This is a genomic window from Parasedimentitalea psychrophila (assembly GCF_030285785.1).
GTDB classification, from domain to species: Bacteria; Pseudomonadota; Alphaproteobacteria; order Rhodobacterales; family Rhodobacteraceae; genus Parasedimentitalea; species Parasedimentitalea psychrophila.
The window spans coordinates 4,697,988-4,723,865 of the sequence record NZ_CP127247.1; the positions used below are offsets into that span (position 1 = coordinate 4,697,988).

General features: G+C 58.8%; 26 protein-coding genes. 9 read left to right on the forward strand and 17 right to left on the reverse strand.

The window, feature by feature from the left end; genetic code table 11:
* The first annotated feature begins 499 nt into the window (after positions 1–499).
* The 3 genes from acs to QPJ95_RS22745 all read left to right on the forward strand — a co-directional run bounded on the left by acs (position 500) and on the right by QPJ95_RS22745 (position 3,764).
* Positions 500–2,458: an acetate--CoA ligase gene (gene acs, locus QPJ95_RS22735; RefSeq protein WP_270919596.1), complete on the forward strand. Its 1,959-nt coding sequence runs from the start codon at positions 500–502 to the stop codon at positions 2,456–2,458.
* A 10-nt stretch (positions 2,459–2,468) separates the two neighbouring features.
* On the forward strand, positions 2,469–3,152 hold the full coding sequence (locus tag QPJ95_RS22740; protein ID WP_270919597.1) for an adenylate kinase: 684 nt from the start codon (positions 2,469–2,471) through the stop codon (positions 3,150–3,152).
* A 111-nt stretch (positions 3,153–3,263) separates the two neighbouring features.
* On the forward strand, positions 3,264–3,764 hold the full coding sequence (locus QPJ95_RS22745; RefSeq protein ID WP_270919598.1) for a flavin reductase family protein: 501 nt from the start codon (positions 3,264–3,266) through the stop codon (positions 3,762–3,764).
* Positions 3,765–3,779: 15 nt separating this feature from the next.
* On the opposite strand, the gene QPJ95_RS22750 is transcribed toward QPJ95_RS22745, so the two are convergent.
* From QPJ95_RS22750 to QPJ95_RS22785, 8 genes are all read right to left on the reverse strand, one after another.
* Entirely contained in the window at positions 3,780–4,865 is a 1,086-nt protein-coding gene (locus QPJ95_RS22750; protein ID WP_270919599.1) for a 4Fe-4S dicluster domain-containing protein, read from the reverse strand.
* A 206-nt stretch (positions 4,866–5,071) separates the two neighbouring features.
* Positions 5,072–6,055, reverse strand: a complete 984-nt coding sequence (locus QPJ95_RS22755; RefSeq protein ID WP_270919600.1) for an ABC transporter substrate-binding protein — start codon at positions 6,053–6,055, stop codon at positions 5,072–5,074.
* 198 nt (positions 6,056–6,253) lie between these two features.
* Positions 6,254–7,099 carry an ABC transporter permease gene (locus QPJ95_RS22760; protein WP_270919601.1) on the reverse strand — a complete coding sequence of 282 codons (846 nt, stop codon included), beginning with the start codon at positions 7,097–7,099 and terminating at the stop codon, positions 6,254–6,256.
* 85 nt (positions 7,100–7,184) lie between these two features.
* Positions 7,185–8,114 (reverse strand): ABC transporter permease, encoded by a 930-nt coding sequence (locus QPJ95_RS22765; protein WP_270919602.1) that lies wholly within the window; start codon positions 8,112–8,114, stop codon positions 7,185–7,187.
* A complete protein-coding gene (locus QPJ95_RS22770) occupies positions 8,111–8,569 on the reverse strand; it encodes a GNAT family N-acetyltransferase (protein WP_270919603.1) in 459 nt (152 codons plus the stop codon). Before QPJ95_RS22770 ends, QPJ95_RS22765 begins: the two co-directional genes overlap by 4 nt.
* A complete protein-coding gene (locus tag QPJ95_RS22775) occupies positions 8,562–9,356 on the reverse strand; it encodes an ABC transporter ATP-binding protein (RefSeq protein ID WP_270919604.1) in 795 nt (264 codons plus the stop codon). The genes QPJ95_RS22770 and QPJ95_RS22775 overlap by 8 nt, the downstream gene beginning before the upstream one ends.
* Positions 9,357–9,413: 57 nt before the next feature.
* Positions 9,414–10,868, reverse strand: a complete 1,455-nt coding sequence (gene hydA, locus QPJ95_RS22780; protein ID WP_270919605.1) for a dihydropyrimidinase — start codon at positions 10,866–10,868, stop codon at positions 9,414–9,416.
* 101 nt (positions 10,869–10,969) lie between these two features.
* Positions 10,970–12,220, reverse strand: a complete 1,251-nt coding sequence (locus tag QPJ95_RS22785) for a Zn-dependent hydrolase (RefSeq protein ID WP_270919606.1) — start codon at positions 12,218–12,220, stop codon at positions 10,970–10,972.
* Between the two features lie 227 nt (positions 12,221–12,447).
* Between QPJ95_RS22785 and QPJ95_RS22790 the strand changes: the two genes are divergently transcribed.
* Positions 12,448–13,062: a TetR family transcriptional regulator C-terminal domain-containing protein gene (locus QPJ95_RS22790; RefSeq protein ID WP_270919607.1), complete on the forward strand. Its 615-nt coding sequence runs from the start codon at positions 12,448–12,450 to the stop codon at positions 13,060–13,062.
* A gap of 117 nt (positions 13,063–13,179) precedes the next feature.
* Here QPJ95_RS22790 and preA read toward each other — a convergent pair whose 3' ends face one another.
* The 3 genes from preA to QPJ95_RS22805 form a co-directional block, all read right to left on the reverse strand.
* On the reverse strand, positions 13,180–14,484 hold the full coding sequence (gene preA / locus QPJ95_RS22795) for an NAD-dependent dihydropyrimidine dehydrogenase subunit PreA (protein ID WP_270919608.1): 1,305 nt from the start codon (positions 14,482–14,484) through the stop codon (positions 13,180–13,182).
* A 55-nt stretch (positions 14,485–14,539) separates the two neighbouring features.
* Positions 14,540–15,874: an NAD(P)-dependent oxidoreductase gene (locus QPJ95_RS22800; protein WP_270919609.1), complete on the reverse strand. Its 1,335-nt coding sequence runs from the start codon at positions 15,872–15,874 to the stop codon at positions 14,540–14,542.
* A 403-nt stretch (positions 15,875–16,277) separates the two neighbouring features.
* The gene (locus QPJ95_RS22805) at positions 16,278–16,541 is read right to left on the reverse strand and encodes a DUF2312 domain-containing protein (RefSeq protein WP_270919610.1); all 264 of its coding nucleotides are present in this window, start codon (positions 16,539–16,541) and stop codon (positions 16,278–16,280) included.
* Between the two features lie 140 nt (positions 16,542–16,681).
* Here QPJ95_RS22805 and QPJ95_RS22810 point away from each other — a divergent pair, with 140 nt between their 5' ends.
* On the forward strand, positions 16,682–16,900 hold the full coding sequence (locus QPJ95_RS22810) for a hypothetical protein (RefSeq protein ID WP_270919611.1): 219 nt from the start codon (positions 16,682–16,684) through the stop codon (positions 16,898–16,900).
* A 5-nt stretch (positions 16,901–16,905) separates the two neighbouring features.
* On the opposite strand, the gene QPJ95_RS22815 is transcribed toward QPJ95_RS22810, so the two are convergent.
* Positions 16,906–17,121, reverse strand: a complete 216-nt coding sequence (locus tag QPJ95_RS22815) for a hypothetical protein (protein ID WP_270919612.1) — start codon at positions 17,119–17,121, stop codon at positions 16,906–16,908.
* A gap of 276 nt (positions 17,122–17,397) precedes the next feature.
* On the opposite strand from QPJ95_RS22815, the gene QPJ95_RS22820 reads away from it, so the two are divergent.
* The 4 genes from QPJ95_RS22820 (at position 17,398) to QPJ95_RS22835 (ending at position 19,652) form a co-directional block, all read left to right on the forward strand.
* The gene (locus QPJ95_RS22820; RefSeq protein ID WP_270919687.1) at positions 17,398–18,261 is read left to right on the forward strand and encodes an MBL fold metallo-hydrolase; all 864 of its coding nucleotides are present in this window, start codon (positions 17,398–17,400) and stop codon (positions 18,259–18,261) included.
* 80 nt (positions 18,262–18,341) lie between these two features.
* On the forward strand, positions 18,342–18,782 hold the full coding sequence (locus QPJ95_RS22825; RefSeq protein WP_270919613.1) for a YeeE/YedE family protein: 441 nt from the start codon (positions 18,342–18,344) through the stop codon (positions 18,780–18,782).
* Positions 18,782–19,213, forward strand: coding sequence for a DUF6691 family protein (locus QPJ95_RS22830; RefSeq protein WP_270919614.1), 432 nt, complete (start codon positions 18,782–18,784; stop codon positions 19,211–19,213). Before QPJ95_RS22825 ends, QPJ95_RS22830 begins: the two co-directional genes overlap by 1 nt.
* A gap of 10 nt (positions 19,214–19,223) precedes the next feature.
* Positions 19,224–19,652, forward strand: coding sequence for a TIGR01244 family sulfur transferase (locus QPJ95_RS22835; protein WP_270919615.1), 429 nt, complete (start codon positions 19,224–19,226; stop codon positions 19,650–19,652).
* Positions 19,653–19,730: 78 nt separating this feature from the next.
* Here QPJ95_RS22835 and QPJ95_RS22840 read toward each other — a convergent pair whose 3' ends face one another.
* The 5 genes from QPJ95_RS22840 to QPJ95_RS22860 all read right to left on the reverse strand — a co-directional run bounded on the left by QPJ95_RS22840 (position 19,731) and on the right by QPJ95_RS22860 (position 25,855).
* Positions 19,731–20,990 (reverse strand): FliM/FliN family flagellar motor switch protein, encoded by a 1,260-nt coding sequence (locus tag QPJ95_RS22840; RefSeq protein ID WP_270919616.1) that lies wholly within the window; start codon positions 20,988–20,990, stop codon positions 19,731–19,733.
* Positions 20,991–21,072: 82 nt separating this feature from the next.
* Complete coding sequence (locus QPJ95_RS22845; RefSeq protein ID WP_270919617.1) at positions 21,073–23,751, reverse strand: sensor histidine kinase; 2,679 nt, start codon at positions 23,749–23,751, stop codon at positions 21,073–21,075.
* Positions 23,751–24,086, reverse strand: coding sequence for a hypothetical protein (locus tag QPJ95_RS22850; RefSeq protein ID WP_270919618.1), 336 nt, complete (start codon positions 24,084–24,086; stop codon positions 23,751–23,753). Before QPJ95_RS22850 ends, QPJ95_RS22845 begins: the two co-directional genes overlap by 1 nt.
* Complete coding sequence (locus QPJ95_RS22855; RefSeq protein WP_270919619.1) at positions 24,083–24,463, reverse strand: response regulator transcription factor; 381 nt, start codon at positions 24,461–24,463, stop codon at positions 24,083–24,085. The genes QPJ95_RS22850 and QPJ95_RS22855 overlap by 4 nt, the downstream gene beginning before the upstream one ends.
* A gap of 96 nt (positions 24,464–24,559) precedes the next feature.
* The gene (locus tag QPJ95_RS22860) at positions 24,560–25,855 is read right to left on the reverse strand and encodes a helix-turn-helix domain-containing protein (protein ID WP_270919620.1); all 1,296 of its coding nucleotides are present in this window, start codon (positions 25,853–25,855) and stop codon (positions 24,560–24,562) included.
* Between the last annotated feature and the right edge of the window lie 23 nt (positions 25,856–25,878).

The window sequence follows — 25,878 nt, forward strand, 5'->3', positions numbered from 1 at the left end:
TCTCCCTATTTGCACCCTTGATACGAGGCACTTATCGGCCAAACTAGCGATAAGACCTGCCGCTGCCAAGCCCTGCGCGCCACAAGATCACGCCGCTATTATCAGGCGGGGAAAAGGTTTGAAATTCCGCTTGCCGACACTGCAAGAAAGCGGCCGGAGTCGCCTAATCCTCCAGGTTGCCACTAAATGTCACATCTATACTCTGCATCAAAATTGACTTTCGCAGCCCTTGGCAAAATGGCAGATTGGCTTCAACCACAGGCATCAGTGACAACAAAATCCTTTCAATTCAATGATATCCCAGCCCCTTACTGTATCAAGTTTACTGATTGCTGGGGTCATCGGAAAATCGTTTACAAGCAAATCGTTATTTTCCCGTCGCTTATTCACATATTTTCAACCTGCTCTATGATCATCGACGAGGAATAAACCGGTTTGACAGAACTGCCCTAGGGCTGTGCTGTGCCAAGCTGAGAACATTAAGAGGGAGGGACCCAGGATGACCACGCAGAACGAGAGCCCCGTGTATCCGCCGTCGGCCGAAACCATTGCCCATGCGCATGTGAATGCCGCCGAATACGATCAGATGTACACTGCGTCTTTGGCCGATCCGGATGCCTTCTGGGGCGCGCAGGGCAAACGCGTTGATTGGATCAAACCCTTTACCCAGGTAAAGGACGTCAATTTCAATTTGGGCGAGGTTTCGATCAACTGGTACGCTGATGGCACATTGAACGTCAGCGCCAATTGCATCGACCGCCACCTAGCCACCCGCGGCGATCAGACCGCGATCATTTTTGAGGCCGACAACCCGGATGAGCCGGCCCGCAACATCACTTACAACGAACTGCACAGCTCGGTTTGTAAAATGGCCAATGTTCTGGCCTCGATGGGTGTTGCCAAGGGCGACCGGGTGATCATCTATATGCCGATGATCCCCGAGGCGGCTTATGCCATGCTGGCCTGTGCCCGCATTGGTGCCATCCACTCGATCGTATTCGCCGGTTTCAGCCCCGATGCATTGGCCGCACGGGTCAATGGCTGCGGCGCCAAGGTTGTCATTACCGCTGACCACGCGCCACGCGGGGGTCGCAAGACACCGCTCAAATCCAACGCCGATGCCGCCCTGTTGCATTGCAAGGAGGATGTGAAATGCTTGGTGGTCAAGCACACTGGTGGCCAGACCACCTGGATCGACGGCCGCGACTATGATTACAACGCCCTGGCGGCCGAGGCCTCAGCCACCTGTGTCCCAGCCGAGATGAACGCCGAAGATCCACTGTTCATTCTCTATACCTCGGGCTCAACCGGTCAGCCCAAAGGTGTGGTTCACACCACCGGTGGCTATCTGGTCTACGCCGCGATGACCCATGAGATCACCTTTGACTACCATGATGGCGATATCTTTTGGTGTACGGCCGACGTTGGCTGGGTCACCGGACACAGCTATATCGTCTACGGCCCGCTGGCCAATGGCGCCACCACGCTGATGTTCGAAGGGGTGCCCACATACCCCGATGCCAGCCGGTTCTGGCAGGTCTGCGAAAAGCACAAGGTCAACCAGTTCTACACCGCCCCCACCGCCCTGCGCGCTCTGATGGGACAGGGCAACGAATGGGTCGAGAAATGCGACCTCTCCAGCCTGCGCATTCTGGGCACCGTGGGGGAGCCAATCAACCCCGAGGCCTGGAACTGGTACAATGATGTGATCGGCCAGGGCAGATGCCCGATTGTCGACACCTGGTGGCAGACCGAGACCGGCGGCCACCTGATGACCCCGCTGCCCGGCGCCCACGCGATGAAACCCGGATCGGCGATGAAGCCGTTCTTTGGCATTCAGCCGGTGGTGCTGGATCCGACGTCCGGCGTTGAAATCAACGGCAATGATGTTGATGGTGTTCTGTGCATCAAAGACAGCTGGCCGGGTCAGATGCGCACCATCTGGGGCGATCACGAGCGGTTCCAAAAGACCTATTTCTCGGATTACAAAGGCTACTACTTTACCGGGGATGGCTGCAAACGCGACGGCGATGGCGACTATTGGATCACCGGTCGCGTCGATGATGTGATCAACGTCTCTGGCCACCGTATGGGCACCGCAGAAGTCGAAAGCGCGCTGGTCGCCCATGTTGCTGTCGCCGAGGCGGCGGTGGTTGGCTATCCGCATCCGATCAAGGGTCAGGGCATCTACTGCTATGTCACCCTGATGAACGACGCCGAGCCCAGCGACGCTCTGCTCAAAGAACTGCGGACCTGGGTGCGCACCGAGATTGGCCCAATCGCCAGCCCCGATGTGATCCAATGGGCCCCCGGCCTGCCGAAAACGCGCTCGGGCAAGATCATGCGCCGTATTTTGCGCAAAATCGCCGAGAACGACTTTGGCAGCCTTGGCGACATCTCAACCCTGGCGGATCCTTCGGTGGTTGACGACCTGATCGCCAACCGGACCGGGAAATAAGGGGATGAGCATGGAAGCCGACACACTTATCACCCCGGCAGTTCTGATATTGCTGGGACCACCCGGGGCCGGCAAGGGCACCCAGGCCCGTATGCTGGAAGAACGGTTCGGCCTGGTGCAACTGTCAACGGGTGACTTACTGCGCGCCGCCGTCGGTGCCGGCACCGAAGCAGGCAAAGCGGCAAAGGCGGTGATGGAAGCCGGCGAATTGGTCAGCGACCAGATCGTCATCGACATCCTCAGGGATCGTCTGGCCGCGCCTGATTGCGCCAATGGGGTCATTCTGGATGGCTTCCCGCGGACCACGGTCCAGGCCGAAGCGCTGGATGATCTGCTGGCCGAGTCCAAACAGCAGATCAACACAGCCATCAGCCTCAACGTCGATGACGCCGCGATGGTACAGCGCATATCAGGCCGCTTTACCTGTGGCAGCTGCGGTGAGGGCTATCATGACAGCTTCAAGGCTCCGGCCCGGGACGGGATCTGCGACAAATGCGGCGCCACAGATATGAAACGCCGCGCCGATGATAATGCCGAGACCGTTGGCGCCCGCCTGGAGGCCTATCACGCGCAGACCGCACCGCTGATTGCCTATTACGGCGACAAAGGCGTGCTGAAATCTGTCGATGCGATGGGGGAAATCCCCACCATCGCCACTGCAATGGCGGCGCTGGCTGCTGATGCTATGCGCTGATCTTATGCGGCCCCAGTCTTTCTGGGGCCCATGAACAATCTGCGCATTCCAGTGGACAATACCCCTGCCCCATGTCAGTTCGGCAGCAGAGATCACTAAGGGTCACAGCAGATGTCCGAAACCAGCTTTACTCCCGGACCAGAGACAACTCGGGCCTTTCGCAATGCGCTGGGGTGTTTTGGTACGGGGGTGACGATTGTCACCACACTGACCAGCCGTGGGCCCTTGGCGATTACCGTCAATAGCTTCACCTCGGTGTCAATGGATCCCGCCCTGCTGTTGTGGTGCCCCGCAAAACGCTCGCTTCGCCACGACGCCTTTGTCAGCGCAGACCGTTTCGCAGTTCATGTGGTGGCCGAGGATCAATTGGAGCTGGCACGGCATTTTGCCCTCAACGGCGAAGACTTTGACACCGTGGACTGGCAGCCCAATGACGAGGGAACCCCGACCCTCTCCGGCTGCATCGCCCGTTTTGAATGCCGCCATTTCGGCTGCCATCCCGGCGGCGACCATTCGATCGTGATTGGGGCCGTTCACCGCGTCACCACCCGTCCCGGCAAGGGGCTGATCTTCAAACACGGGCTTTATGGCGGATTTCTCGAACAGTCCTGAATAACATCCCGATTGTCACCGGCCGCGTCTTGGCTCTGAATGCATCAGTTCAGCCTTGGCCAGCAGTCGGTTGCGAGCCTGCTGAGACTCGCGGGCACGGCAAGTGCGACAGAGCCGGGCCGACCGCTGCCTAACTGGTGAAGCAGGCCTCAGCCCGCTCCCTAAAAACCGCGTCAGAAGTCGATCCATCACCCGCGAACCAGTAACGGGATCGCCACAAGACAGGCAATATAAAGGCGCAGCCTGATGCAGGGATTTTCGCGTATCCGCATCGGGTGACGACAGTATCCTGGGTTCCAGCTGCAGCGCATTTTCGGGGCAAATGGACCGGCACATGCCACACTGGATGCAGTGGCTTTCCACAAACAACAGATCACTGGTGCGGTCGCCGAGAGACAGGGCATCGGTGGGGCATAGCCACACGCAGCTCTGACACTTGGTGCAGGCAGAAACATCCAGCTGCAGTGTTCCATAGGGCGCATCCACCGGCAATGGGGTCGCCCCATAACCCTCAGTCATCAAAACCGCGGCACAGGCCCGCGCGGTGCCCTGACGGCTGGCCACTATAGCAGGCGGTGACGTTCTCCAGCGACCAGCCATCTTGGAGGCCGCTGCCAAGCCACTACAAAGCTGTTTGGCCGAAGCGAAGATATCCAGCCGACTGCCGCCCCCCATCGCCCGCGCCAACTCGATTTCCTGAGCTTGCACAGCAGCAGTGTCCAAAGCCGACGATTGCTGGAGCAACACACGGTCAAATCCCATCGCCAGCGCCAGCAGAACCTCCACGTGACCAATATGCTCCAGCGCACAGACCTCGACCGCCTGCGTCCAGATCTCTCCTGCGCAGGCTTCTGCCGTGGTGACATCGCCGGCTCCCGATTCATCATATAGTATCAAGACCTGCGCCCGCGCCGCCTTTAAACGCTGCTTCAATGCCTGCCGGCAGGTCTCAAGGATAAGAACATCAGCCCCACCGCTCGCCCTGCGATTTGCCCCAACACCCCAGCTCCACTGCCGGGCTTCGCTACGCTGACAAAACCCCGCGCCAGCCAGTTCGTCACTGCGGCACAGACAAAGACCGGATCGCTGCCAATCGGACATTCTCACTCCTCCGGGCTGGCTACATTTTCGAACAATGTTCAAGAACAAGCCAGCAATACTTATACGGGAGTTAGGACCGGCTGGAGTCAATTCAAGGCAATTTCAGCTAATGTAAACCTGCCTTGTTTTTCAAAAAATTCGCCCGCAGTAATTTCAACTACGAGCGAATCATGTATTTTCTATTCAGCTATAAGATTAGCCAAAACTTACTTCAGCGCCGCATCGGTGATGATGTGTGTCCAGGCCCCTTCGGGGGTCTTTGTGATCACCGGATCCGAACCTCCACCCAGCAATGTCGCCACTGTGCGGTCGAAATCGGCCGGGTCTAGTGTGCCATTGCTGCCAGCGGTCAGCTTGGCAATCTCAACCATCATCCGCTGCTGGTGCGCTTCGGTCTGAGCCCCGGAGGCATCATTTTCCAGAACGATATCAGCAGCCTCGCCTGGATTGGCCTCGGCGTATTTCCAGCCCTTCATGGAGGCCCGAACAAAGCGGACCATTTTGTCCTGGAATTTCGGATCTTCAAGTTTGTCTTCCAGCGCATAGATACCGTCTTCCAGCGTCGCAACACCCATGTCTTCATACTTGAAGGTCACCAGTTCGTCCTCGGACACACCGGAATCCAGCACCTGACCATATTCGTTGTAAGTCATCGTCGAAATACAATCCGCCTGACGCTGCAGCAGGGGGTCGACGTTGAAACCCTGTTTCAACACAGTGACGCCATCAGGGCCGCCGTCGGTGCTGATGCCTTCTTTGCTCATCCAGCTCAGGAACGGGTATTCATTGCCAAAGAACCAGACACCAATGGTCTTGCCTTTGAAATCAGCCGGGCTGGTGATGCCGGTGTCTTTCCAGCAGGTCAGCATCAGCCCCGAGCTTTTGAACGGCTGCGCGATATTGACCAAGGGCAGACCTTTTTCACGGGCCGCCAGCGCCGACGGCATCCAGTTCAGCATCACATCAGCGCCACCGCCGGCCAGAACCTGTGGCGGCGCAATATCCGGCCCCCCCGGCAGGATGGAGACATCCAGGTCTTCTTCGCCATAAAATCCCTTGTCCAGCGCGACATAATAGCCAGCGAATTGTGCCTGTGTCACCCATTGCAACTGCAGACGAACCTCGTCGGCGGCCTGAGCGGTGCCCGCAGCACCCAGCGCCAGAGCGGCGGCTGTCAAAATGTGTTTCATTGGTCGTTTCTCCCTGTGGTTATGGCCAAAGCTTGCGCGAATTTGACCATCCGTTCAAAGTTTTTATTATCCCTGCGGCAAAGCGTTAATGGCTCTGCACAGGTTTTGAGCCCTCTCGGTCACAGAAAATATGACCCCGGTGCGCCCAACCGCTGGCGCAGCCCTGTGCAAACTCACAAGGCCGCGGCATTTCAAACCTCACCCCCGTTGCGATGGATGCCAGAAGGTCAGTATTTTCTCCACCATCGCCACTGCGCCATAAAACATCGACCCGGCCAGCGCCGCGACAACAATCTCGGCCCATACCATATCGAGCGACAATTTTCCGACGCTGGTGGAAATCCGAAACCCCATACCTACGGTGGGCGAGCCAAAGAACTCGGCCACAATAGCCCCCACCAGCGCCAGGGTGGTGGAGATCTTCAAGCCGTTGAATACAAAGGGCAAGGCCGCCGGCAGGCGCAGCTTGAAAAAGCTCTGCCAATAGCTGGCAGCATAGGTCTGCATCAGATCTCGCTGCATGGCGCTGGTCTCGCGCAAGCCCGCAACCGTGTTCACCAGCACCGGGAAGAACACCATTACCACCACCACCGCAGCCTTGGAGTGCCAGTCAAAGCCAAACCACATCACCAGGATCGGCGCGGTGCCGACAATCGGCAGGGCGGCAACAAAATTGCCCACCGGCAGCAATCCCCGCCGCAGGAAATCACTGCGATCCATCACAATCGCCATCAGGAACGCTGCCGAACAGCCCATCACATAGCCACTCAAAGCCCCCTTGACAAAGGTCTGCAGGAAATCCTGCCAAAGCTTCGACAGATTGGCGCCAAAAGCCACCGCAATATCGACAGGCGAGGGCAAGATCACCATAGGGATCTGCAACCCCTTCACCAACAATTGCCAAACCAGCAACAGGGTGACACCAAAAATCACCGGCACCAGCAACTGCACCCCCCGGCTGTCAGACTGCGGCCCATTGGCCAACCGGGCATTCACCCACCAACCGCCACACCAGACCAGCGCGGCAAGAATAACCAACATCATGATGCGCTCCCCTCGTTCATCTGGCCAAAAATATCCCCGGGGAGCCGCGCAGCGGCGGGGGCAGAGCCCCCAGTTCTACAACCCATCATGCACTCATCCCCATTCGTTTCAGAACAACCCGCTCGATCACCCCCAACAGGGCCACCAGACAGGCCGCAAGGATCGCCGCCGCAAACAGCGCCGACCAGATCTGCACCGTCTGGCCATAATAACTGCCGCCCAGCAAGCGCGCCCCCAGTCCAGCCACTGCCCCGGTTGGCAACTCGCCAACGATGGCGCCAACCAATGATGCCGCAATACCAATTTTCAACGAGGTGAACAGATAGGGCATCGAGGCTGGCAGCCGCAGCGCCCAGAACCCCTGATTGGCGCTGGCATTATAGGTCCGCAACAGATCCAGTTGCATCGCGTCGGGACTGCGCAGACCTTTGACCATGCCCACCACAACCGGGAAAAAGCTCAGATAGGCCGAGATAATGGCCTTGGGCAGGATCCCCTGCACGCCAACAGAATACAGCACCACAATGATCATCGGCGCCAGGGCAATGATCGGAATGGTCTGACTGACAATCGCCCAGGGCATCACCGACATATCCATCACCTTGGAATGCACAATGCCCACCGCCAGCAGGATGCCCAGCCCGGTGCCCATGGCAAAGCCCAACAGCGTCGCACTCAGCGTCACCCAGCCGTGAAAAATAAGGCTGCGCTTGGACATTGGTTTACCCTTCAGCACCATCGCGCCGGTGGTTTTCCACAACTCCACCGCCACCTGATGCGGTGCCGGCAACCGTGGCCGGTCCTGCGACCAGGTGGCTGCAATGGCGAACTGATTGCCCAGCACCAGGCCAATCTCACCCAGATCCCGTCGCTCTTTCGCGCCCACGGGCACAACCTCGGCCCCGGCCCGTTCCGCCTGTGTCAAAACACCCTTGATATTCATCGGCAGACAGGCTGCATACCAAAAGGCGATGATCACCGCGAGTACGGTTAGGACAGCAATCAACGTCTTCATGCGTGCCACTCCATTCTAAGTTCTCGAATTCCAGTCGCTTTGCGCTTCTCATGCACGCCTAAGGTACTAGGCACCCCCTCTTCCATTTCCCCAACAGGCGCAAAACCCTCCCGCAGGTAAAACAGTTGGGCGCCCTTATTTGGAACATGGGTATTCAAAGACAGGAAACTGCGCCCCTGTTTGGCGCGGTCCAACAACAGTTTGCCAATTCCGTTCCCAGGTTGGGCACAATAAAATCCCCAGATATGGGCGGCTTCGCTGTCTAGCGAAAGATACCCCTGCACCGGATCGCCAGCCACCCAGATCTCCCGGTGATCAAGCCCCTCGGTCAGCATTTCAGCAATCTCTTCTACCGGTACAACGCGCAGCATCCATTTGGTGCCGTCTATCCAGCCGTTCACGATATCAGCCATTCCGGGCACGTCCCGAAGTTCTGCCCGGCGCAGCTTAGTCATCGCCATGCCCCGCCCGCAGACCTTCCCGCACCCGGTGCGCGATCTCGATAAATTCAGGACTATCACGAATATCCAGCGGCCGCTCTTTCGGCAGTGGGCTCTCAATCACATCGGTGATCCGTCCCGGTCGCGGGCTCATCACCACGATCTTGGTCGACAGATAGACCGCCTCCGGGATCGAGTGGGTGACAAAACCAATCGTCTTGTTGGTGCGCGCCCAAAGCTTCAGCAGCTGCTCGTTCAAATGGTCGCGCACGATCTCGTCCAGCGCCCCAAACGGCTCATCCATCAACAGGATATCCGCATCAAACGCCAAGGCCCGCGCAATTGAGGCCCGCTGCTGCATTCCGCCCGATAACTGCCAGGGGTATTTGCCCTCAAACCCTGACAATTCAACAAGTTCCAACACTTCGTTAAGGCGCTTTTCCCGCTCGGCCTTGGTATATCCCATGATCTCAAGCGGCAGCTTGATATTGCGCGCAATATTGCGCCAGGGGTACAGCCCCGAGGCCTGGAATACATAGCCATAGGCGCGCTGTCGGCGGGCCTCGTCCGGGGTCATACCATTGACGGTGATCTCGCCGCCGGTGGGTTGCTCCAGCGCCGCCATCACCCGCAGGAACGTCGTCTTGCCACAGCCCGACGGGCCGATAAAGCTGACAAAGTCACCCTTGTTGATGGTCAGGTTCACATCCCTGAGCGCCTGTACAGGACCGTCATTGGTCTGGAATACCAGATCCAAGTTCCGGGCCTCTATGACAGCCTGGGTAGTTGTTTCAGTAGTCATCATAATGCCTTGATAAGACAGGTTTTTGGGGCGCCGCTTGCAGCACCCCTGCCTGAGTTAAACGCCAGTTACCGGAATGCCCGACCGCTCAACCGGTCTGGGTGAAGTCAGCTCTTTCCAGGTGCTCAGCGCGGTGTTCACCGGGGTATTGGCCTCACGTGCCACAAACTCGCCGTGCCCCTCCTGACAGCGGATCTCGCCATCATGAACCGCCACATGCCCACGGGTCAGGGTAAAGCGCGGCAGGCCCTTGACCTCATGTCCCTCAAACACGTTGTAATCAATTGAGCTTTGCTGGGTAGAGGCCTGAATAGTCTTGATTTTTTCAGGATCCCAGACCACCAGGTCGGCATCCGCCCCAACCAGAACCGCGCCCTTCTTGGGATAGCAATTCAGGATCTTGGCAATATTGGTCGAGGTCACCGCGACAAATTCATTTGGCGTCAACCGGCCGGTGGCCACCCCATGCGTCCACAACATCGGCATCCGGTCTTCCAAGCCGCCAGTGCCATTGGGGATTTGGGTGAAATCGCCAATACCGTTGCGTTTCTGCTCGGTGGTAAAGGCACAGTGATCGGTAGCGACAACCGACAGTGATCCCGATTGCAGCCCAGCCCAGAGGCTGTCCTGATGCTTTTTATTGCGGAACGGAGGCGACATAACCCGCCGCGCCGCATGGTCCCAATCGGGATTGAAGTACTCAGATTCGTCCAGCGTCAGATGCTGGATCAGCGGCTCACCCCAGACCCGTTTGCCCTGCATCCGGGCGCGGCGAATGGCCTCGTGACTGTCCTCGCAGGAGGTATGCACCACATAGAGCGGCACCCCCGCCATATCGGCAATCATGATCGCCCGGTTGGTGGCCTCACCCTCGACCTGCGGCGGCCGTGAATAGGCATGCGCCTCGGGGCCAGTGTTGCCAGCCGCCAGCAGCTTGGCCGACAGTTCCGCCACCACATCGCCGTTCTCGGCATGCACCATGGCAATACCGCCCAGCTCAGCCAGGCGCTGGAATGACGAATAGAGCTCGTCATCATTGACCATCAACGCGCCCTTATAGGCCATGAAATGCTTGAACGTGTTGATACCGCGTTCCTGAATGACGGTCTTGATGTCGTCAAACACCTGCTCGCCCCACCAGGTCACCGCCATATGGAACGAATAATCACAATTGGCGCGGGTCGATTTATTGTCCCAACGCTTCAGCGCATCCAACAGGCTTTCGCCCGGGCTTGGCAGCGCAAAATCCACGACCATCGTTGTCCCGCCGGCCAATCCAGCCCGTGTGCCCGATTCAAAATCATCGGTGCTATAAGTGCCCATGAACGGCATCTCAAGATGGGTATGCGGATCAATGCCACCCGGCATCACGTAACAGCCGGTGGCGTCCAGCTCCTCGTCCCCCTTCAAATTGGGCCCGATCTGCGCGATAACCCCATTCTCAATCAAGACGTCCGCCTTGTAGGTCAAGTCAGCGGTGACAATGGTCCCGTTCTTGATGACTTTACTCATGATTATTACTCCCTGCAGACGCCATCGGCGATCCGTCCTTCATCTGGCCATAAATATCCCGGGGGAGCGGCCCCAAGGGGCCGCGGGGGCAGCGCCCCAAATCACTCCACGATTACGGCGGTTTCAACAACTGCGTGGAACAGAACATTTGTCCCGGCAGCCGCCCACTCCGGGCTGATCTCCTCGGCCTCATTGTGGCTCAACCCATCCACACAGGGGCACATCACCATCGCGGTTGGAGCCACACGGTTGATCCAGCAGGCGTCATGCCCGGCACCCGAGATCAGATCCATATGGGAATACCCCAACCGTTCTGCCGCATTGCGCACCGCCGCGACACAGCCCTCGTCAAAGGTCACCGGATCAAATCCACCGACCTTTTCAAACTCGATCTGCACCCCCATGGCTTCAGCGATGTCCTGAGCATCCTCGCGCAGACGCAGCTCCATATCCTCGATCACCTCCAGATCGGGCGAGCGGAAATCAACGGTGAGCACCACCTTTCCGGGGATCACATTGCGCGAGTTAGGAAAGACATCGATATGCCCCGCCGCCCCCACCGCATGGGGTGCATGGCTCCAGGCAATCTCGTCCACCGCCTCCAGAACCCGCGCCATTGCCAGCCCGGCGTTGCGCCGCATCGGCATCGGAGTCGATCCGGTATGAGCATCCTTGCCGGTGATGGTCACCTGGGTCCAGCTCAGCCCCTGACCATGGGTCACAATACCAATGTCCTTCGCATCAGCTTCCAGGATCGGCCCCTGTTCAATATGCAATTCAAAGAACGCATGCATCTTGCGGGCGCCGACCTCTTCATCGCCACGCCAGCCAATCCGGGAGAGCTCATCGCCAAAGGTCTTGCCCTCGGCATCCTCACGCCCATAGGCCCAATCCTGCGTATGAATGCCGGCAAACACCCCCGACGACAGCATCGCCGGCGCATATCGCGTGCCCTCTTCATTGGTGAAATTGGTCACCACGATGGGGTGTTTTGTCTTGATATTCATATCGTTGAGCGAGCGCAGGATTTCCAACCCGCCAAGCACCCCCAACACGCCATCATATTTGCCACCGGTCGGCTGGGTATCCAGGTGCGAGCCAACATAGACCGGCAAGGCCTCCGGATCGGTGCCCTCGCGGCGGGCAAACATATTGCCCATCTGATCCAACCCCATGCTACAGCCAGCCGCCTCGCACCAACTCTGGAACAGGGCGCGGCCTTCGCCATCCTCATCTGTCAGGGTCTGGCGATTATTGCCACCGGCCACACCGGGGCCAATCTTGGCCATATCCATCAGACTGTCCCACAGTCTTTCGCCATTGATTGTCAGATTCTGTCCAAGCGCAACCATGGTGTGATCCTTCCCCGTCTGTCCGCCTTAAGGCGATATTGTTTTGCTGGTCGCACCCTGCCGCAGGACATTGATTTGACCAACTGGTAAAACTCACGCTATCACGGGTCAGGCACCAGTCAAGAAATTGCGGAGCAACAAGCTCAAAAACCCTGAAAAACATGGAATTTTACTGAACATTCAGGCACCAACGGAATACGACCCAAGTCAGGACCATAGACACAGTAATGAGCAAAGCCCCCAATCCGACCCGTATTCAGAAAAAGAATCGCGCCGCCATTCTGGACGCCGCCCTCGAGATCTTCTCCACCCATGGATTTCGCGGCGCAACGGTCGACCAAATCGCCACCGAAGCGGGGTTGAGCAAACCCAATCTGCTGTATTATTTCCCCTCGAAAGAGGCCATCTTCAATGAATTGATGGCCGGATTACTGGACACCTGGCTGGACCCTCTGCGGTCTCTCGATCCCAACGGCGACCCGCTGCAGGAAATCCTCTCCTACGTCCAACGCAAACTGCAGATGAGCCGTGATTTCCCCCGTGAAAGCCGTCTTTACGCCAATGAAATCGTCCAGGGCGCCCCGCGTCTGCTGGACACGATTGCCAGCGATCTAAAACCACTGGTCGAGGAAAAATCCGCTCTGCTGGACACTTGGATGGCGGCGGGCAAGATCAACCGGACCCACCCCAAACACCTGTTGTTTTCAATCTGGTCGCTCACTCAGCACTATGCCGATTTCGACGTGCAGGTCCGCACCCTGATGGGCAGTGAAGCCCCTTATGACGCGGCCCCCGAATACTTGGAAACCCTGTATCGTCGCCTGTTGACGCCCCGCGACTGACCCGAACACGACAAAGGCGGCCCTTTCGAGCCGCCCTCTTTCTTCTTGTCGAAAATACCTCCGCCGGAGGCCGGCGCCGTCAGGTGCCTCTTTCGTTAGCTGCCGTCAGGCGCCCCTTTATTCAGCCGCCGTAGCGGACGGATTGTTGGGATGTGTAGTCCAGTTGGCATAATCCTCTGACACCAGATCGCCAGTCCGCTCATCCAATTGCCCCGGAGCTACCTGCTCCAGAGTGATGCAATTTTCAACCGGGCAGACATTGACGCAAAGGTTGCAGGCGACACATTCGTCATTCTTCACCGTGAACACCCGGTCCTCGGACATTTCAATCGCCTGATGCGAGGTATCTTCACAGGCCGCGAAACAGCGCCCACACTTGATGCAATCATCCTGATTGATCACCGCCTTGGCGACATAATTCAGGTTCAGATACTGCCAGTCCGTAACATTCGGAACCGCCTGCCCCATGAAATCCGCAATCGAGGCATGCCCCTTCTCGTCCATCCATTGAGACAGACCGGAAATCATTTCTTCAACCACTTTGAACCCATAGGTCATCGCCGCGGTGCAGACCTGAACATTGCCGGCGCCTAGCGAAATGAACTCCGCCGCATCGCGCCAGGTGGTTATCCCGCCAATGGCCGAGATCGGCAATCCATGGGTCTCAGGATCGCGGGCGATTTCCGCCACCATGTTCAGCGCAATCGGCTTGACTGCCGGCCCACAATAGCCACCATGGGTGCCCTTGTCGCCAATGGTGGGGTTGGGCGCCATGATATCCAGATCCACCGAGATGATCGAATTGATCGTATTGATCAGGCTGACCGCATCAGCGCCACCCTTTTTGGCAGCCCGCGCTGGCAGACGGATATCCGAAATATTCGGCGTCAGTTTGACAATGACCGGCTTGGAATAGTATTTTTTGCACCATTCGGTAACCATCTGAATATACTCGGGCACCTGCCCAACAGCCGAGCCCATACCCCGTTCGGCCATGCCATGGGGGCAGCCAAAGTTCAGCTCGATACCATCCGCTCCAGTCGCCTCAACCCGGGGCAGGATGTCCTTCCAAGCCTGTTCCACACAGGGCACCATCAGCGACACGATGATCGCGTGACCCGGGTAATCCTTTTTGACCCGGGTGATCTCCTCTAGGTTAACCTCCAGGGGGCGATCGGTGATCAGCTCAATATTGTTCAACCCCAGCAAGCGACGGTCGGCACCAAAGATCGCGCCATAGCGCGGCCCATTGACGTTGACCACAGGCGGGCCTTCCTCGCCCAGAGTTTTCCACACCACGCCGCCCCATCCGGCCTCAAAGGCGCGGCGGACGTTATATTCCTTGTCCGTTGGCGGCGCCGAGGCCAGCCAAAACGGGTTAGGAGATTTAATCCCCAAAAATTCTGTTGTCAGATCAGCCATTTGTCTGCTCCTTGAAGTGCAAGCCTGGAACCGCCGTAGCGATCCCAAGATTGGCTCAGCCCATCAGGCTGGAATGAATGTCAATCGCGCCATCACGGCCTTCGGCCACGGCTGTCACCGTCAGATCTTCGCCGCCCGAGGCACAGTCGCCCCCAGCCCAGACGCCTTTGACCGAGGTGCGGCCCGCGTCATCAACTTTGATCTTGCGTCCTTCCAGCACCAACCCCTCGGGTTGACCTTCCAGGGTTTGGCCAATGGCCTTGAACACCTGCTCTGCCGCCAGACGGAACCTCTCGCCGGTACCCGACACTTTGCCCTCTTCAACGGTGGTGTATTCCAGCTCGATCTCGCTGGCAGCGCCGTTACCATGCACAGCAACCGGCATCACGTTGAACATCAGCTTGACGCCTTTGGAGGTCGCCAGATCCTGCTCAAAGCGGCTGGCCCCCATGGCCTCCTGGCCGCGCCGATAGGCAATGGTGACATTCTCAGCCCCCAGCAGCTTGGACTGCACCGCAGCATCCACCGCGGTCATACCGCCGCCAATCACCACCACATTGCGGCCCACTGCCAGCTTCGACAGATCATCCGCCTGGCGCAGCTCCGCGATAAACTCAACCGCGTCGCGCGTCCCATCCTTGTTCTCGCCGGGTGCCCGCAGGGCATTGACCCCAGCCAGACCAATCGACAGGAACACCGCGTCAAAGTCAGCCCTCAGCGCCTCCAGCGACAATCCACCGCCCAGACCCTGACCATAGACAACGCTGATGCCACCAATCTGCATCAGCCAATTGACCTCACGCGCGGCAAAATCATTGGGGCTCTTGTAGGCGGCAATGCCAAATTCGTTCAATCCACCCGATTTACCCTTCATCTCGTGGATCACCACCTCGTGACCCAGCATGGCCAACCGGTGCGCCGCCGCCAGCCCGGCAGGGCCAGCGCCAACAACCGCAATCCGCTTGCCGGTGCTCGCGGCACGGCTGAACGGGTGGCTGCCCTTGGCCATCATCACATCGGTCGCATAACGCTGCAGGCGGCCAATCTCCACCGGCTTGCCCTCGGCGGTTTCCCGAACGCAGACCTCTTCACACAGGGTCTCAGTCGGACAGACCCGGGCACACATACCGCCCAGAATATTCTGCTTCAGAATACTGCGCGCCGCGGCTTCCGGATTGCCGGTCTGAATCTCCCGGATGAACTGAGGGATATCGATGCTGGTTGGGCATGCGGTCATGCAGGGCGCATCATAACAGAAATAACAGCGATCCGCTGCCACCGCCGCTTCATGCGCATCATATGCAGGATGCAGATCGCCAAAATTGTCGGCGATCTCCTGGCTGGGCAATCGCCCTGCCTGAATGCCGGATGCCTGATGGCTACTCGCCATTGGGTGTCTCCCTGGATGTGTTTTTGTTACATCCAGAGTGCCACATTTCATTTTTTTATCAACTGGTAAAATTTTGAAAAGATGGTTTTCTTTGCAAAACGTGGCGAGTTCCCGGCTTAAGACTTTGTAATTACGTCGATATCAATCAGGCTCTGCACCCCGATCAATGGACGGAATGTGGCAAGCCCACTCAAAATCTGGTTGATTTCCCGCCAAAATGGGCATCGGCAACAAGCCTGAAACACCGCACCCGCCCCTCAAACCCGAGGTCTCTCAAATCTAAACCGGCCTCCCCGAATGGCCGCCACAACGCAGCAGGGGCGCCCCCAACGGTCCGCCCCTGCTTCATCTTTTCAAAAATACTCCGGGGTTTGGGGCAGCGCCCCAAGTCACCGGCCAGGCGTCACATGCCCAAAGCTTCCTTGTACATTTCCAACACCGCTTCTTCCTCGGCGATGTCGTCCTTGTCACGCTTGCGCAGGGCGACCAATTTGCGGATCACCTTGGTGTCGTAGCCACGACCCTTGGCCTCAGCCATGACTTCCTTCATCTGGTCAGCCAGATCTTTCTTTTCCGTATCCAGGCGTTCCAGCCGTTCGATAAACTGACGCAGCTCCCCTGCGGTCACCCGGTAGCTGTCACTTTTTTCTTGTTCGGTCACGTCCATTTTTGGCTCCGTCGCGTTGGATTTAGGGCTCGGGATACAATCCCTCACCCGCCACCGCAAGCCGCGATTGCCGAGCTGGCCCTTGCGCGCAGCTCACAGATCCATTAGGCGCGACACCGCAATCACACAGGAGCCCAGCCATGTTTGAAATCCTTGTCTGGATCGGAGCCATCACGTCCATCGCTGGTCTGGGGGGGCTGATCTGGTGTATTTTCCGGGTCCTGCGCGCCCGCAAACAGCAATTGGATGACGAAGCCTTGCGGGCTGTGGTGCAGTCGGTATTGCCCTATAATCTTGGCGCCTTGCTGCTCTCTATGCTGGGGCTGATGCTGGTGGTGGTTGGGGTTATTCTGGGATAAACCTGTCAGACCGGAAAATTGTCAAAATAGGCTTCGATCGCCTCCTCACCAAGCGCCCGGTCCAACTTTAACAGATGCGATGGCACAGGGACTCCGCGAGCCCGCAATCGGCTCAATACGAGATTAAATTCAGGCTGCAGCGACCGCCGGGCGGCATAGTTGGCGCCTGCAAGTTTTCCTTCCAGCCGCTTTGCTGTCTGTAACAGTTCAGTGGTTTTCATTTTGAAGTCCCCTATCTGACAGCTCCAGACTGACAGACCCAGGGCTTCAGAAAATGGAAAACCTGCCCTTGCTCCGCAATGGCGTTGCTTATTTGCGCTGGCATTGCGCCGAGCCGCTGGCGGCGCCTCTCCGCTGCGTCAATCACCATGGGAGAGCACCATGAGTGGCAAGGCCACCGCCTCATGACACCGCAAAGGCTGACACTCCGCGGTCATTTCCCTTGATACACATTCATATTTCGTCATATGATTAAAGACATGACTGGAGATCCAACCATGCAGCCAAACATAAAGGCCTTTTTTGACGAGACCACCAATACGGTGTCCTACGTTGTAACTGAACCCCAGGGCAAAGCCTGCGCCATCATCGATTCGGTGCTGGACTTTGATCAGGCCTCGGGCAGGACGAGCACCACATCGGCTGACGGCATCATCACCTGGATCACGGATCAGGGGCTGAGCGTAGACTGGATACTCGAAAGCCACGTCCATGCCGATCACCTGTCGGCAGCCCCCTACCTGCAGGGTGAGTTGGGCGGAAAAATCGGCATCGGCGCCAATATCACCGTGGTGCAGGATACCTTTGGCAAGGTCTTCAACGAAGGCACCGAGTTTCAGCGTGACGGCAGCCAGTTCGACGCCCTCTTCAACCACGGCGATGCCTTTCACATCGGCCAGATGCGCATTGATGTGATGCATACTCCGGGCCACACTCCGGCCTGTATGACCTATGTGATGGGCGGTGCGGCCTTTGTCGGCGACACGCTGTTCATGCCTGATTTTGGCACCGCGCGCTGCGACTTCCCCGGCGGCTCCTCCCACATGCTATATGAGTCAATTCAGAAAATTCTGTCGCTGCCAGATGAAACCCGGATTTTTGTCGGCCACGACTACAAGGCCCCGGGCCGCGATCAATACGCCTGGGAAACCACTGTCGGTGACCAAAAAGCGCTGAATGTGCACATTGGTCAGGGCCGCAGTATCGAAGATTTCACTGGCTTGCGCGATGCCCGCGATGCGACCTTGGGCGTGCCCCGCCTTATCCTGCCCTCGCTGCAGGTCAACATGCGGGCCGGCCAAATGCCCGAGCCGGACGACCAGGGCGACGTTTTCCTGAAGATACCGCTGAACAAGCTCTGATCCGCAATCGGATCCCGGCCATTTACCAAACAGATGTGACCCGCAGCGCCTGCAGCGGGCTTTGAACAAAGGATTTCAATATGGAAACGGATTGGCTCTGGGGCCTCATCGGCGGCGGCATTATTGGCTTGGGCGGCGCCGTCTATCTGCTGGGAAATGGCCGCATTATGGGCGCCAGCGGCATTGTCGGCGGCTTGGTCGACGGGCTGGCCGACGGCAGTGACCGCAAGATAGCTCTGGAAAGACTAATGTTCCTTGCGGGCGTCGTGCTGCTGCCTCTGCTGCTGCAACGCTTCTCTTCGACGCAGGCCAGCACCCATATGACCGACAATGTCATCCTCATCGTATCGGCCGGTCTGTTGGTCGGTATAGGAACCCGCATTGCCAATGGCTGCACCTCAGGTCACGGGGTCTGCGGCATCTCAAGGCTGTCCCTGCGCGGCCTCATAGCCACTGTTTTCTACATCCTTGCAGGCGGCCTGACACTGGCCATTTTCCGTCACGGACTGGGGCTTATCTGATGCGTCTATTTTTGTCCTTTCTGGCTGGAGGCCTCTTTGGCACCGGGCTTTTTCTCTCCGGTATGACCGACACCACCAAGGTGCAGGGCTGGCTGGATGTATTTGGTGACTGGGATCCAACCCTGGCCTTTGTGATGGGGGGTGCCATCCTTCCCATGTTCTTTGCCTGGCGCCTGACCGAGGGGCGCAAACCGCTGGCAGGCGGCAAATTTCCGACCCCATCAAACCAAGAACTGGACCGGCGGCTTATTGTCGGATCGGCAATGTTTGGCATCGGCTGGGGGCTGGTTGGGCTATGCCCGGGACCGGTGATCGCCTCGATCTCATACAACGGCTGGGGCGGTGTCTGGTTCCTGGCGGCAATGCTCGCGGGCATGGCGGCGGCGCCTAAATTTGGCATACAACTGGACCGACTGATGACAAAGGCGTAAGGAGACGGTTATGGATCCACGCTGTATCACCCCCCGCTACTTCGTCTCACCGCAAATTGCGGCTGAGGACCTGCAAGCTCTGGCCGAGGCTGGCTTCAAGGCGGTGATCTGCAATCGCCCCGACGCCGAAGTGCCGCCAAGCCATCAGGCCAATGCCATTCGTGTCGCCGCCGAGGCTGCGGGACTGCGGTTCGAGGAACTGCCGCTGACACATCAGACCATGACGGCCGAGAATGTGGCCAGGCAACGTGCGCTGGCAGAGGTCTGCGACGGACCGGTGCTGGCCTATTGCGCATCAGGCACCCGTTGTTCTGTCATCTGGGCCCTGGGGCAGGTGGATGAAATGTCTGCTGACTCTATCCTGAGCAAGACGGCAGCTGCGGGCTATCAGCTGGACAATCTCCGCCCGGCGCTGGAACAGCTTACCGGCAAACGCTGACTGCGCGCAGCAGCTATTACAACGCGCCCGCCCTCAAAGCGGGCGTTTTTGCCCTGCCTTCCATGTCAAAGGCAAAACTCAGGCCATATTCGGCAGTCCTGCCAGTTCCGAAATTTCAGCTAGGGCATCATTTTGGTCGAAATCGCCCAGGTCCGCCATTGGGCCGGCGCCCAATAAGGCGGGCATATCATCGGTCAGGTCGCCAAGACCCGCGTCCAGGCCTGCCATCGGCAGACCTCCCAGGCCTGCCATCGGCAGATCTCCCAGGCCAGCCATCGGCAACTCGCCCATATCCGCCATCGGCAGCCCGTCCATTGGGTCCTGCAACGTTTGTGCCGCGATCCCCAAGCCCATACCCGGTGGCTCAGGGCTGTATTCAATCGCCGTTTCCGCCCCAGTTTCTGCGGTAAAGGCCATGCTATCGGCGGCACCGCCAGTGGCATGAGAGCCTGCGTCACTAAGACGAACAGCGCGGGCACCGTTGATCTGCCCCAAACGACCACCAGAGATGCTTTGCCCATTGATCGAGACCAGGTCGGTTTCGTACAGAAAAGCCTGATCCAGCGGCAGAACATCGCCTATCCGAAGTGATGAAAAGGTACTGACCGGCACCTTCATCCGGCACAGAACGGCGGTCAATTCGACCCTCATCGCGCCCATGCTGTTCCCCAGAGAGGGCCCGGACTCCAGACCGCCACTGCCATCCTGACCCAGTTCAGCGGCTGTGGGCTCGGGAAGGATCAGAGTGATTGTCCCCTGCATGGCGCCACAGGACAGGTCCAGGGTCAATTCAATGACCCGATAATCATCGGCTTCCAGCCCCAGCAACAGACTGCGCACATCCTCGATCCGGGCGCCGAACTGGAACCCTTCAAACAGCTTCAGGTCGGCCTGACCCTCCAGCATCGACACCGCCTTGGCAAAGGCCCGGTCGATAAAATCAGCCGTCATCGCCGCATCGGTCGAGGTATAGTGGCGTTCGGTGGGGGCCTTGCCCATCACCTGCCCCATTGTTTGCTGCTGGATCAGCGCGGTAACCGTCGGCGCATCCAAGGTTGCAGCACCGATACGGCCGTTGGGGCCGTCCAGCACCACCAGCAATTTGTCGTCCGACAGGTAGCGGCCCAGATCTTCGGGGCTACAGTTCAACTGCCGGGCAGCGATCACCGCAAGTGGCAGCTCGCACAGGTCAGCAGCAGCCCGCGCCAGCGAACGGCGCAGAACCTTGAGAGTGGCCGAATTGGCGATACCACCGGCGCCTTCGCGCGCGGCAGAAAGCTTACGCGCAAGAGCGCCTGCACCGCCATTCACCTTATTTTCTGTTACTGTCTCTGACATAGGCTCCCAACCTGCACCTTCTGCTCCCCTTTAGATATCTTTTAGCCCGAAGTTGGTTACCATAGTCTTTATAAACGCCCATTTACGCAGCCATTTCCGAACTCAAAGGCAAAGAAACCCGAAAGGCGCCGCCTGGGTGCCCGGGCAGGTATCGCACGTCGCCCCCCAGGCGCTGCATGATCTCGCGGCAAATGGCCAAGCCAAGCCCCGCGCCGCCCGCTTTTTCCGGGTTAACCCTAGAGAACTTCTCGAAAATCAATTGTTGAGAGGCCGTGGGAATCCCGCTGCCGTTGTCGACAAAATCAATCCGCAACCGTCCCCGCTTGGTGGACACCTCGATGCGAATCTCCGGGGCCTCTGCATCACAGTATTTTTGCGCATTGGCGATCAGATTGATAAAGACCTGTGCCAACCGGTCCAGATCTGACGATATGCGCACAGTTTCGCTTGGCCCGTGACGAACAACCGTCAGCGGTTGCGCCGATCCGGCCAATGCGGTCGACACCGCGTGATCCAGAACCTCTGCCAAATTGCCAACCGTCATGTTCAGGCTCACCTGACCGCTTTCCAGCACGCTGAGGTCCAGCAGGTCATTCAACAATCTAGTCAACCGCAGGGCCTCATCGTGAATGATACTGGCGTAGCGGATATTGTCTGTCTCGCTGCGCCCGCCCGTGTCGCGCAGAATTTCCGAAAAGGCCCGGATGGAGGTCATAGGGGTGCGCAACTCATGGCTCACCTGGCTCAAAAATGCATCTTTTTGTTGTGATATTTGAGTAAGTTTTTCATTGGTTTCCCGTAACTTACGGGCGGTGCGCGCCAGTTCCGCCGATTGTGATTCCAGCTGACTCGAATACTCCAGCATTTGCGCCGTTTCATCTGCCACAGCCAATAGATCCTCGACCGACACCGACGACCCGCCCGCGATTTGCCCAACCATAGCATGTGCCGCCGCGGTTCCAACCGAGCCGCTAAGCTCGCGCTCCAACCGTTCCAAAAACGCCGGGGTTGGCTCGGGGAAATCATTATGTGCCCCCTGGCGCAGCGCTTCTTTTTGGAAGAACGCCTGCGCCTCGTCAGCCCCAAGAATCCGCTGCGACATCACCATCAGATCTTCGCTCTGGGCCACCTGACCGGTCCAGCCACGCGGGCCAACCGAGTGCTCGAACACATTGACAAACTGGGCGCCTTGCAGCCGTTCCATCGGGCTGGGAAATGTCGCCAGTGAGACAAAGCAAAACGCTGCCGTGTTCAGCGTCATTGACCACATCACCGCATGGACAATCGGGTCCAGCCCCTCAATGCCAAACAGCGCCTGCGGCCGCAGCCAGGACAGACCAAACAACCCGTCACTCAGAACCGAGTCCGGCAGCAAGCCCCCCCCGAGGGCGGGCAAAAGCATGGTGAACAACCACAGCACAAACCCCACCGTCAACCCGGACAGCGCCCCCGAACGGGTGGCGCCGCGCCAGAACAGACCGCCAACTAGGGCGGGCAGGATTTGGGCAATGCCGGCAAAGGAAATCAACCCAATTGAGGCCAGCGCCGCGCCCTGGCCAGAGACCCGAAAATAGAAATACCCCAGCGCCATGATGGCGGCGATCGACAGCCGACGCGACAGCAGCACCACATTGCGGACATCGCCCGAGACCGAGGCCCCATCCCCCTGCATCCGCAGCCAGATAGGCATCACGATATGGTTCGACACCATCGTCGACAGCGCCATGGCGGCGACAATCACCATCGAGGTGGCGGAGGAAAAACCGCCCAGGAAGGCCAGCACCGCCAGCCCGTCGCGGCCCTGGCTCAGCGGCAGGGTGAGCACAAACAGGTCGGGATTTGATCCCACCGGCAGCAGTTCCAGCCCGATGGCCGCAATCGGCACCACAAACAGGCTCATCAGCAGCAGATACAGCGGAAAGGCCCAGGCCGCGGTGCGCAGGTGCCTTTCGTCCTCGTTTTCGACCACCATCACCTGAAACATGCGCGGCAGGCAGACAAAGGCGGCCGCCGCCAGAAATGTTATCGTGGCCCAGCGATCCCCCTGCACCCGCCATTGACCAATCGGCGAGGCATCAATGCGGGCCATGGTTTCACTGACCCCGTCCGACAGCCCCCAAACCACAAAAATACCCACCGCCAGCAGGGCCAGCAGCTTGACCACCGCCTCAACCGCCACCGCCGTCACCACCCCGTGGTGGCGCTCATTGGCGTTCAGATTGCGGGTGCCGAACAGGATGGCAAACACCGCCAGCCCGGCGGCCACCCAAAACACCGTCGAGGTCTCGTTCAACTGGCGCGCCGGGTCGGCCTCGGCAAAGGTCGAGAACGACAGGGTGATCGATTGCAGCTGCAGCGCAATATAGGGGGTCACCCCGATCACCGCCAGAATGGTCACACAGATCGCCAGCGTGTTGGACTTGCCATATCGGGCCGAGATGAGATCCGCGATCGAGGTAACCCGCTGGCTGCGGCCAATCCGCACCAGTTTGCGCAAGCCCCACCACCATCCGATCATCACCAATGTCGGCCCCAGATAGATGGTAATAAACTCCAGTCCGGAGCGCGCCGCATAACCAACCGCGCCGTAAAAAGTCCAAGCAGTACAATAGATTGAAAGGGACAGCGTATAGATCAGCGGCGATTGCAACCAGCCTGCCCGGTGGCCTCGGCTGGCACTGCGGTCCGCCACAAAAGCCACCAGAAAAAGCAGTGCGACATAGGCCATGCAGATGACGACAAGCACATTCAGAGAGGCCATTAAGGAGCCTCCTCGCCCGGTTGATCGGTGCCGTCGCTCCAGTTTTCGGCCCAGCGGCGCACCGCGCCTCCAAAGGCCAGGCTGGCCAGGATCAACAAAGTCCAGACCACAAACATATAGGTAATTGCCTCGGACATCGCCATGCCACCCGATGTATCCGGTGCCGGATAAGGATCGGGGTTGGGCCACATCAAGGGCACACAAAACAGCAACGCCCCGGTCAGGGGCAACAGGCGGGCAAGATCCATCAGCCGTCTATGGCGATAGGTCCTGCGCTCAACAAACAGTGCTGTCTGCTGCCGACCGCTTGCCTCATCACGGTCGGTCTGGCTCATCCCTGATTGGCCTGCGCATGCAGATCACGCACTGCGGCCAGAACCTCGGTGTTGGAAAAGGGTTTGGTCATAAACCGGCTAACCCCGGCCTTTTCGGCCATTTCCCGGTCCCGCGCCTGCCCGCGCGCCGTCAGCATTAGCACCGGAAGATTACGCAGATCTTCCTCGTTGCGAAGGTCCTTGATGATCTCCATGCCGCTTTTCCCCGGCAGCATCAGGTCCAGAATCACCAGATCGGGATTCGCGGCCTTGATCACCTCAACCGCATCGCTGCCATCAGAATGGGCCTCAACGGTCCAGCCTTCCCGGGTCAGCAAAAACCGGATCGCCTCAATGATATTTGGCTCATCCTCAACCAAAACCACATGTCTGCCCATGTTCAAATCCCCTCCAAACGCTGCCTCCCGGTCCCGCAGGACACCAGCGCCATATCTTCAAATTCTCCGCAGGTTAGACCTGCAGCAACAGAACTGTCAAAACTCTTCATCCAAAATAGAGGGCTCGCGGCGCGCCACACAGTCCCGGCCCGCGCAGACCCGGCAATTGGATCCCACCGCCAAGGGTGTGACCGGCACCGCTGCCAGCGGCAGGATCAGCATCACCGCGCGATACACTGGGTCCCGGTCAAAATCAGGCGGGGTCTGCGGCCAGGCGATGGCCAAACAGTCAAAACCCGCCGCATGTCGCCCATGCTGTATCACCTGCCGCCGCAGCGGAACCAAGGGCCGGGCAAGCGCCGCATACAGCGGCCACAACGGGCAGGCCGCGCCAAATCGGGGCAATGAAAACCCGGCAATCGGTTTGCGCAGCAAGACCGCCCCCGAGGCATCGCAGATCACCAGCCCGCAGGGCTGCCCAAGAACCGCCTCCGGCAAGGCGGCCAAGCGGCGCAACACCTGCGGCAGATCGCTGTGAAACTCTGTCGCCAGTCTGGCCGGATCAAATCCACGGCTCAGGGACAGGGCAATCGCGGCCAATGGCATCTTCTCGGCGTCGGCGCGGTATTGCTTCAGGGCGCTCAGGGCGGTGCTGCGGGCTGCGTCACTCTGCAATTCAGCCGAGGCGGCGACCAGATCCTCGGGGCTGGCCTGGCCCTGCTCGAGAGAGCTGAAGTGATAATCATGCGCCGTAAAAAAGGCCTCCACCTCTTCCTGCGGCACCCCCCGACGCACTGACCCGCTGTTGCTCTGGTCCAGAAAACTCACCAGCGATTTACTGCTTTCAGCCAGCCGTCGGGAATCTTCGTTCAGGTTTCGGTGGAACCGGTCCCGCCATTCCTGCTCCAACTCACCGGTTTCCGCCAGAATGGATGCGGTCGAGCGAATGGACGCGGCGGTTGATAGGACCTCGTGCAGAGAGGCCGCCAGATGCGGGTCATGGGTCAACCGGTCCGATAACACCTGCACCGTCCGCTCCAGCGATGCGACCCGGCGGTGTTCGCCAGCCAGCACCTCGGCCCAGCCCGGAAACCGACCGGCAAATTCATCCGCATGGTCCAGTTCAGCAACCGGCTTTCCCGAATCCGCAGCCGCCTCGCGCAGCGCCGAGATCAAGGCCACCTCCGCCCCCTCGGTCAGCATCGACGGCTCCACAGCCAAGGCCTTGGCGATATCAACCAGCAGCTTGCCACCAATTCGGCGCCGGTTGTGTTCGATCAGGTTGAGATAAGAGGCTGAAATATCCACCTGTCGTGCCAGCGCCGCCTGACGCAGGTCAAGAAACAGCCTCCGTTCGCGGATCCGACTGCCAGTCAGGGTATCTCGAGCCATGACACAGGCCTCTCTTTTTATGC